This window comes from Shewanella sp. 10N.286.52.B9 (assembly GCF_002873635.1).
Lineage (GTDB): Bacteria > Pseudomonadota > Gammaproteobacteria > Enterobacterales > Shewanellaceae > Shewanella.
This window is the reverse complement of record NZ_MCTY01000010.1, coordinates 1-10,137: the sequence shown is the minus strand read 5'-3', so window position 1 is coordinate 10,137 and position 10,137 is coordinate 1. Positions and strand designations below refer to the sequence as shown.

General features: G+C 42.8%; 5 protein-coding genes. 4 read left to right on the top strand and 1 reads right to left on the bottom strand.

Translation table 11 applies throughout. The features are described from left to right. Nucleotides 1-285 precede the first annotated feature (285 nt). Nucleotides 286-1,896: an FG-GAP-like repeat-containing protein gene (locus tag BCU91_RS01155; RefSeq protein ID WP_102530722.1), complete on the bottom strand. Its 1,611-nt coding sequence runs from the start codon at nucleotides 1,894-1,896 to the stop codon at nucleotides 286-288. A 696-nt stretch (nucleotides 1,897-2,592) separates the two neighbouring features. On the opposite strand from BCU91_RS01155, the gene BCU91_RS01150 reads away from it, so the two are divergent. From BCU91_RS01150 to BCU91_RS01135, 4 genes are all read left to right on the top strand, one after another. After that, on the top strand, nucleotides 2,593-4,245 hold the full coding sequence (locus BCU91_RS01150) for an L-lactate permease (protein ID WP_102436845.1): 1,653 nt from the start codon (nucleotides 2,593-2,595) through the stop codon (nucleotides 4,243-4,245). A 71-nt stretch (nucleotides 4,246-4,316) separates the two neighbouring features. Then, complete coding sequence (locus tag BCU91_RS01145) at nucleotides 4,317-7,127, top strand: FAD-binding and (Fe-S)-binding domain-containing protein (RefSeq protein WP_102476605.1); 2,811 nt, start codon at nucleotides 4,317-4,319, stop codon at nucleotides 7,125-7,127. Nucleotides 7,128-7,311: 184 nt separating this feature from the next. Next, on the top strand, nucleotides 7,312-8,058 hold the full coding sequence (locus tag BCU91_RS01140) for an HAD-IIA family hydrolase (protein ID WP_102436842.1): 747 nt from the start codon (nucleotides 7,312-7,314) through the stop codon (nucleotides 8,056-8,058). A 202-nt stretch (nucleotides 8,059-8,260) separates the two neighbouring features. Beyond that, entirely contained in the window at nucleotides 8,261-9,943 is a 1,683-nt protein-coding gene (locus tag BCU91_RS01135) for a M28 family metallopeptidase (protein WP_102519633.1), read from the top strand. The last annotated feature ends 194 nt before the right edge of the window (nucleotides 9,944-10,137 follow it).

The window sequence follows — 10,137 nt, the reverse complement described above, 5'->3', positions numbered from 1 at the left end:
TAGTACTTAATTTTAGTACTGAGTATTAGTACTGAGTATTAGTACTGCGTTTTGTTTTTGTGCAGTAACATGCTCAGGATTGATGACCGTAGTCACTCATATACTATGATGACTCGTCCGGTCGATTTAGCCCTAATCAATAAGGGCAAGATGAACACAAACAGTGTTAATCATGCCCGTAATAAATCATTGCTTTAATTAAGTCATTATTAATTAGACTTTAGCTACTTAAGCCTTATTTATACCTTAGTTTTCCAAACGCTTTCAATAAACAGTTAAAACGCTTCATAGGCATTGGCGGCGATAGGCTTGACTGCCTTCATCGCTGATACTCAATACTGCACTAGCATCTTTGATAATACAGCGACCATCCTCTACTTTGGCCGTTATATTGGTGCCATTATATTCAAAGGCTTTAACGCTACATTGCTCAAAATTTAATGCATCGTTTACGGTTTGACTACCATGATCCCAGTTAGAAAACAGTGTATTACCTTCACTCCAAAAAGTATTTTCAGCTTCAATGCTAAAATCACATGCTTGAAACCTTAAGGCATATATTGCCCCTGTCACACCTGCGCCGCCGCCCATGTTGACAGTAATAGTGCCCTGCTCTCTATTAGTATCAACCAATGACATTGAGCGGCTAAAACGTTCCTCTGAAGCTAAAGATAAATCAAAGCCGCCCTCGGTTTCATTAATGCGGCTATAAGATTTAACGCTTTTATCGGGGTTTAAATACAATACATAGCCCACCCCTGTGCCATATTGATTCGCCCCAGTGATTAAATCGGCCACGCCATCACCATTTAAATCACCAGCTGCCACTAAGGCATGGCCAAAGTGTCCACCAGCAGTGCCATTAGGGTTTGAATCTAAGGGAATGGTTTCATCAAAGCCTGCTAGACCTGGAGCAATTTTCAGTTTATCTACAACTTCATAAGTGTCGCTATCAAGAGACAAAACCCAAATAGCACCCATACCACTGTCTGACTCAAATGCACCGACTGCGAGCTCTTGAGTACCATTATTATCAAGATCCCCAAGCAACGCTGACTCTCGACCGCCAAAACTATCATTGGCAGTTAACCCATCACCAAAGCCACCCTTATTACTGCCTATGGTGACGATATCATCATCAATAACCTCTGCATTTTCATCAAAAAATAACAGTTGAATGCTGCCACCATCAACACTACTGGGTTGGGCGGCCACTAAATCGATTTTACCGTCTTCATTTATATCCCCAATAGCGCTCAGACCTTGAGCCACAATACCGCCATTTTTAACCATGGATTTGACTGTGCCATCGCGATTAAGGTGCAGAATGTACACAGCCGGTATACTGGCTGCGGGCGCCGATACGGCAATATCGGGAATAGTATCGCCGTTGTAATCACCAATGCCAGCAACGCCATAACCAAAAAAATCGCCCTCATCTAGGCTATCTGAAAACCGGCCTTGCACCATGGAGATTTTTTGATTTGCCTTGACGGTACCGTCTTGATTCATAAATAAAATATACACAGCACCGGCATCCGTTGCGCCGTCATCATCCGAGCGAGCACCGACGACCAAATCATCAATACCATCACCATTAATATCACCGGCATTGTCATGATCGCGGCCAAAACGATCGCCACTGTCCAAATCTGCTAAAAAACCAGACTCACCTTCGGCAATACGAACAACCTCACTTGGGCCAAATGCTACAAAGTCGCCTAAACTGGGTTCAGTGGGAGTGGTCTGCGGCGGTGTGCTGGTTGGTGGATTGACTATCTCGTCTGTGGGTAAGCCAGTACTATCATCTGAACCGCCGCAAGCTTGCAGCGCCAGTGTTATTGTTATTGTTACGAGAAGTGTGAATAAGTTTGGTCGCGATTTATTGTAATCCATCAGTATTCCCTATTGCTGAAGTTGTTATTGTTAATTTGGATATCTCGAGGCTGTTTAGGTCGCTATCAAAATGTGACCTTGCGCACTTTTATAATGATTTTTTAATCAACACATTGTTTTTAAATCATCATATATGAAAAGCTAGCCAAACTACGTCAAGACAAGTTAAAGAAATGTAAAGCGGGTAGTCGCGATAAAATAAAGGTGTCAGCGGATTTGACCACAAGGCGGATTCTGAAGAGATAAAATAGCTAACGTTAAATAATCACCTTGAATTATACCTCTTTGGGGCTAACTCAAAAATTGAGTTCTTAGATATTGATGACGTCAGTTAGGCAGTAAAAAGAGCCTTGGGGGGCTTATCAAAAGCCATAAAATACTTGAGCAGCAAACAATCACAACAGACAATTTAACTTCTTTAACACAAAATTACAGAATAATCGCATTGTAACCATGCTAAAAAATGAGATCTTCATCACTATAAGTAATACCCGCTACAATTACAGCTCACACTTTGAGCTAGAGTATTAAACAATGTTCATCTAGATGATCTCGATCAAAAAGCAACATCCCTAAATGCAGTTTATTGTAGCCACTTTAGCAAAAGCGAATAATGGGTTTACGCTTTCGTTAACAAAGTCACTTAAACTAGTAAAAATCTAAAATATTATAATATGCACTCCAATAGAGGTACGCATGACCATATTACAACTGCTCGCAAGTCTGACACCAATCATCAGTGTCATGGTGTTTTTAGTTTTATTACGTATGCCCGCATCGAAAGCGATGCCGATATCTATGGTAGCTACCGGCTTAGCTGCTTTATTTATTTGGCAAATGGATACCACTTTAATCGCCGCCTCAGTGGTAGAGGGACTGTTATCCGCACTCACTCCTCTCACCATCATTTTTGGTGCTGTATTTTTACTTAACACCCTTAAATATTCTGGTGCAATGGATACTATCCGCGCTGGTTTTACCAATATTAGTGCTGATGCTCGTGTTCAGGTCATTATTATCTGTTGGTTGTTTGGCTCATTCATTGAAGGCTCAGCTGGTTTTGGTACCCCTGCAGCGATTGGTGCGCCACTATTAGTGTTACTGGGTGTTCCGCCGATTGCATCTGCCGTTGTGGCATTGATCGCTGACTCAACCTCTGTGTCATTTGGTGCTATTGGTTTGCCTGTGCTATTTGGTATCGAGCAAGGATTAACTGAAGGCGGCGTGAACATGGCTGCTGTTCAAATCGCCCAACATGGCGGTAATTTTGCTGACTACGCTCAGTATATTGCAATGCACATGATCACCATTGACTTAATCACTGGTAGTTTATTGCCTTTGGTCATGGTGTGCGTACTAACCGGGTTCTTTGGTAGAAACAAGTCTTTCCTTGAAGGTCTTCAAGTTTGGAAGTTCGCTATTTTTGCCGGCCTAGCATTCACTGTACCCGCTTGGTTAATTAACTATTTTGCAGGTCCTGAATTCCCATCAGTGATTGGTGCATTAGTCGGCATGGCTGTGGTTATTCCTGTAGCTAAAAAAGGTTGGTTACTGCCATCAACACCTTGGCATGATTTTGCTGAATCTGACTTTGATAATGCCGCGGTAACAGAGCAGTCTGCTACCCCTGCTAAATTCAGCCAAATGGCAGCATGGTCTCCTTACCTCATCATGGCTGCGTTATTGGTCTTGTCACGTGTTGTTGAACCATTCAAAGCCTTCTTAAACAGCTTCAATATCAGCTGGACTGGCTTACTCGGTACTGAATTAAAAGCAGGTTTTGCGACCTTCTATGCCCCTGGTATTTTCTTTATCGTGGTATGTTTAATTGGTTTTGTATTATTCAAAATGAATAGCAAATCTATTAAGCAATCATTCACCACATCTTGTTCTTCAATGCTGCCTACGATTATTTCTTTAGGTGCTTCAGTACCTATGGTGAAAATTTTCCTTAACTCAGGTGAAAACAGCGCAAACTTAGCATCAATGCCTGTAGCACTAGCTGACTTACTGGCTAACACTATGGGCGCGGTATGGGCATGGACAGCACCGGTTGTGGGTATCTTCGGTTCGTTCTTATCTGGCTCTGCCACTTTCTCTAATATGATGTTCTCTGGACTACAATATTCTGTTGCAGACAACATTGGAATGAACCATGCGCTAGTTTTAGCACTCCAAGGTATTGGCGCTAACGCAGGTAACATGATGTGTGTCATGAATGTTGTTGCTGCTGCTACTGTTGTTGGCATGGCAGGTCGCGAATCAGAAATCATTCGTAAGACCATGCCTATCGCACTAGTTTATGCCTTTGTTGCTGGTACTATCGCAGTCGCTTGGGGCGGTTTCTAAGATTGAATTAATTGCAAGCAATCATCAGGTTGCTTGCTCTCATTGTAGATAACAAAATATGAGTACAAAATATGACTATTAATTATCAAACAGTCATGGATGAGTTATTGGTTAAGTTAGGCAAAGATGCCGTTAGTAACGACCCTGTACGTCGTTTCGCTTGGTCAACAGATGCAAGTTATTTCAGAATTGTCCCTGAAATTGTTGTTCATGCAGATGACGTCGAGCAAGTTAAAGCCACGCTAGAAATTGCCAATAAACATCAAGTCCCTGTGACTTATCGCGCTGCTGGTACCAGTTTATCAGGCCAAGCCATTGGTGAAGGTATTTTGCTTATCTTAGGTCATGATGGCTTCAGAAAAATTGAAATCACTGAAGACAGCCAAAAAATCACTTTAGGCTCAGCAGTTATCGGCTCTGATGCTAACGCAGCCTTAAAGCCATTAAACAAGAAAATCGGTCCAGATCCAGCAACCTTAACCTCTGCCAAAATTGGCGGTATTGTCGCTAACAATGCCTCGGGTATGTGCTGTGGTACTGCGCAAAACTCTTATCAGACCATTGCATCAGCTAAGTTAATCTTTGCCGATGGTACTGAACTTGATACTGGCTGTGATCAGTCTAAAGCCGCATTTAAAGCAACACATGGTGAGTTACTGCAGTCGTTAATGGACTTAGCAGAAATGACGCAAAATAACCCTACCCTTGCGGCGCGAATTAAGAAAAAGTTCTCTATCAAAAATACCACGGGTTACAGTATCAATGCGTTAATTGACTATAGCGACCCATTTGACATCATTAACCACTTGATTGTGGGCTCAGAAGGCACACTGGCTTTCGTTAATGAAGTGACCTACCACACTGTGGAAGAAGCGAAATTTAAAGCTTCTGCCATGGCAGTATTTTTCAGTATGGAAGATGCCGCTAGCGCCGTACCACCATTAAACATTGATGCGGTAGCAGCAGTAGAATTACTTGACTGGGCATCGATTAAAGCCGTAACAGGTAAACCTGGCATGCCAGAGTGGTTGTCACATTTGCCTGAAGGTTCGGCGATTTTACTTATCGAATGTCGCGCAAATGACTCAGAAACCTTAGCGCAATACACTGAAACAGTAACCGCTAAAATAGCTCATATTAAAACTGAGCGCCCAATTACCTTCAGTGCCGACCCTGCGGTATTTAGTAAATACTGGGCAATGCGCTCGGGGTTATTCCCAATTATTGGCGGCGCGCGCCCAAAAGGTACTTCAGTTATCATTGAAGATGTGGCATTTGAATTACCACACCTTGCACAAGCTGCGGCTGATTTAACCGCACTATTCCATAAGCACGGCTACCCTGAAGGGGTTATTTACGGCCATGCATTGGCAGGTAACTTCCACTTTATTATCACCCCAACTTTTGCCAGCGACGCTGATATCAAGCGCTTCCATGCCTTTATGGAAGATGTGGCTGAAATGGTGATTAATAAGTACGATGGCTCAATGAAAGCTGAGCATGGTACCGGCCGTGCTGTCGCGCCATTTGTAGAAATGGAATGGGGTGCTGATGCTTATACGTTAATGAAACAAATTAAGCATATTTTCGACCCAACCACGTTATTGAACCCAGGTGTGTTATTAAACGATGACGCCGAAGTTCATGTTAAAAATATTAAACCTTGCCCAGTTGTGGATGACTTTGTCGATCGTTGTATTGAGTGTGGTTTTTGTGAAAAAACCTGCCCAACTTCAGCGCTAAACTTTTCCCCTCGTCAACGTATCGCAACCTTGCGTGAAATTGAGCGTTTAGAGCAATCGGGTGAAAAAGAAGCCGCCGAAGCAATGCGCGTCAGCTCAAAGTATGACGTGATTGATACTTGTGCAGCTTGTCAGCTTTGTACTATTGCTTGTCCAGTTGACAACAGCATGGGTAATTTGGTGCGTAAATTGCGTACTCCGCACATTACTACGACAGAGCAAAAAGTACTCGACTTTCAAGCTAATCACTTTGGTTTAGTTAACCAAGCGATCAGTACAGGCTTTGACGCCTTAGGTGTTATTCATAAAATCACTGGTGATGGTGTCACCAACTCAATTATGAATGTCGGCCGTATGATCACTAAAGAAGTGCCATATTGGAATCCTGACTTTCCTAAGGGCGGCAAAGTAGCTAAACCATCGGCTCATATTCCTGGTCAGCAGACGGTATTGTACTTCCCTGCATGTGGCGGTCGTACTTTTGGCCCGACACCAAAAGACCCTAACAAGGTAACGCTGCCAGAAGTAGTTGTGACTTTGCTAGAACGTGCAGGCTACAACGTGATCACCCCAGACAATACTCGTGAGCTGTGTTGTGGCCAATTGTGGGAGTCAAAAGGTGATTTCAAAAATGCGGATGCTAAGCGTGATGAACTGATTGATACCCTGAGTGAGCTAAGCGAAAACGGTAAAGTCCCTGTGCTTGTTGACGCATTGTCTTGTACTTATCGCACTCTAACCGGTAATCCTAAAGTAGCGATTACAGATTTAGTTGAGTTCATGCACGACAATATTTTGCCGAACATTAAACCAAGTATCACCAAGAAATCTAGCGTGACCCTGCACCAAGGTTGTAGTGCCCGTAAGATGAAACTTGAGCCAAAACTTCAAGCCATTGCTGATGCCTGTTCTGAAACAGTGGTATTGCCAGATGGTATTGCTTGTTGTGGTTATGCCGGTGAAAAAGGTCTTTATAAACCAGAAATTAATGCCAGCGCCCTGCGTAATATTAAAAAGCTGATCCCAGCTGAAACCAAAGAAGGTTACTACGCTAACAGAACCTGTGAAGTGGGCTTGACCCAGCACAGTGGCATTTCGTATCGCCATTTAGCATACCTACTGGAAGAATGTACTCGCTAGGCATTTAAGCTAAGCAAGTATAAAAAGCACTGAAGTTGATATTATCAATTCAGTGCTTTTTTTTGTGCCAATTAAAACGACCTCCTCGATTGATTTAGATGATTTATCGCGCAAATTATGTTTGTATGAATGGGCAAAAAACCTTTTATGGATAGCATTAAAGATTAAGACTCGAGGCGAGTGTATGAAAAATATTATCTGCGACATTGATGGCGTTTTACTGCACGACAACAAGCTCATACCAGGAAGTGACAAGTTTATTCATCGGGTACTTGAACAAGGCAACCCACTGGTTATTCTCACCAATTACCCTGTGCAAACCGGAAAAGACTTACAAAATCGCCTTGGCGCTGCAGGCATTAACGTTCCTGAAACCTGTTTTTATACCTCAGCCATGGCCACCGCTGACTTTTTAAAGCATCAACAAGGCAGTAAAGCCTATGTGATTGGTGAAGGCGCCCTCACCCATGAACTTTACAATGCAGGCTTTACCATCACAGATATTAATCCTGATTTTGTAATTGTCGGTGAAACCCGTTCATTTAACTGGGACATGATCCATAAAGCATCAAAATTTATAGCTGCAGGAGCGCGTTTTATTGCCACCAATCCTGATACTCACGGGCCAGCTTATAGTCCTGCATGCGGCGCATTATGCTCACCCATTGAGCGTATCACTGGCAAAATGCCTTTTTATGTGGGCAAACCCAGTTCGTGGATTATTCGCTCAGCACTTAATCACATAAAAGGTCATTCAGATAACACCATCATTATTGGCGATAACATGCGCACGGATATTTTAGCTGGATTTCAAGCGGGACTAGAAACCATCTTGGTTACCAGTGGCGTTAGTCAATTTACCGATATTGATAAAGAGCCATTTAGACCTAACCATGTGTTCAAATGCGCAGGCGATATTGATGTGGTTTAAGCCATTATTTCCTGTTGATTAACATTAGGTAACATAATTTCAAGCCTATGCTCTTGTGTGATGCATAGGCTTGATTCATTATGCGGCTACAATAATCTTTATTGCCTTTATGCCGCTGTAGTTTTGTCTGAAATATCGTCTACAAATATAGCCTGTAAACCTGCAATAACACATAAAAACGATAACAATAGGAATAAGACCTATGAAGAAAATACTCCCCTTATGCGCACTTACCCTTTTAAGCGCCTGCAGCCAACAAAGTACTGATACCAATCAAAGTTTACAAAGTCAGCAATTAGCATCAGAAACCAGCACCATCACTTTTGATGAAGCGCGTTTTAGACAAGATATTAAAACCTTATCCTCAGATGAATTTGAAGGCCGAGCGCCAACAACTCACGGCGAAAAATTAACCTTAGATTACCTAACAGCAGCTTTTGAAGAAATGGGCTTACAAGGGGCTTATCAAGGCAGTTATCTACAACCAGTGCCCATGGTCAGTTACACCGCCAGTGAGCAACAAGCGGTCAGTTTAGCCGGCATTGAGCTTAAATATCGCAAAGACATCGTCCTAAGCACCCGCCATGATAAAGGCGGAGTCAATATTAGCAATGCCCCATTAGTGTTTGTTGGCTACGGTATTAACGCTCCAGAATACCAATGGAATGATTATGACGGTCTTGATATGACGGGTAAAATTGCCGTTATATTAGTTAATGATCCAGGCTTTGCTAACCCAGAATCGAAAAAGTTTAACGGTAAAGCAATGACCTACTACGGTCGCTGGACATACAAGTACGAAGAAGCCAGCCGCCAAGGCGCCTTAGGCGCTATCATCATTCACGATACTGCACCTGCGGCATATCCATGGTCAGTTGTTGAAAATAGCTGGACAGGTCCACAGCAAGACTTGGTATTCAGTAAAGCGGTACAAGATGAGCGCATTGCGGTTGAAGGTTGGATAACCATGGACAGCGCTACTGCCTTATTCAAAAAATCAGGCTTTGAGCTTGATACTTTAATGGCCAGAGCCGCTAACAGCGCCATAAACATCGATCTTAAGCAAAGCGCAGATATCGCCTTTAGCAGCAAGGCAGAGTATGCCGACAGTTACAATGTTGTGGCCACCTTACCAGGTAGCGATGCCGCAGATGAACATGTGTTATTTACAGCTCACTGGGATCACCTTGGGGTTGACCCAACTAAAGACGGCGACAATATTTACAATGGCGCACTTGATAATGCCACTGGCACCGCGGGTATTATGGAAATTGCCCGCCAGTTTGCCAAACAGGCAAAAGCAGGAAACCCCTTACAACGTTCAGTTACCTTTATTGCCACCACAGGTGAAGAGCAAGGCTTATTAGGTTCACGCTATTATGCCGCGAACCCTATCTATCCTATTGATAAATCGGTGGCGGTATTTAATTTAGACAGCACCAATGTTTATGGTAAAACCCAAGATTACACCATAGTGGGTAAAGGCCAATCTGAACTTGAACGCTATTTAACAGAGATAGCGACATCGCAAAATAGAACGGTCACCCGTGAACGCAATCCTGCATCAGGTGGTTTTTTCCGCTCAGATCATTTCAGTTTTGCAAAACTCGGTGTCCCAGCTGTATTTGCCGGTGGTGGTAGTGTGCCGTTAGATGAGCAAACTGCCCAATACAAACAGCAAATGCAAAAGTTAATGAAAGGCTGCTACCACAACGTCTGTGATCATTACCGTGAAGAGTGGGACTTATCAGGCGCGCTGCAAGATATTAGCGTGTACTACCAAGCGGCAGAAACATTAGCCAACAGCCAAGATTGGCCTGGTTACTATGAAGCTTCTGAGTTTAATCGCCTTCGACCAGCGAAAACTGAGTCAATAACCAACTAGGGCCAAATAAATTTTCGTGAACTTGGCGCTTAATTTGAGCATGCCAATAAAAAGATAAAATCAGCAATGCCGTTTTGTGTTAATCATAAAGCGGCATTTTTGTACAAATAACAACCAAAATAACAATGTTTTTATTGGTTTTTTATTTATTAATTTTGATTCCATAATCATAAAATCTGAGTCTATATCCACAC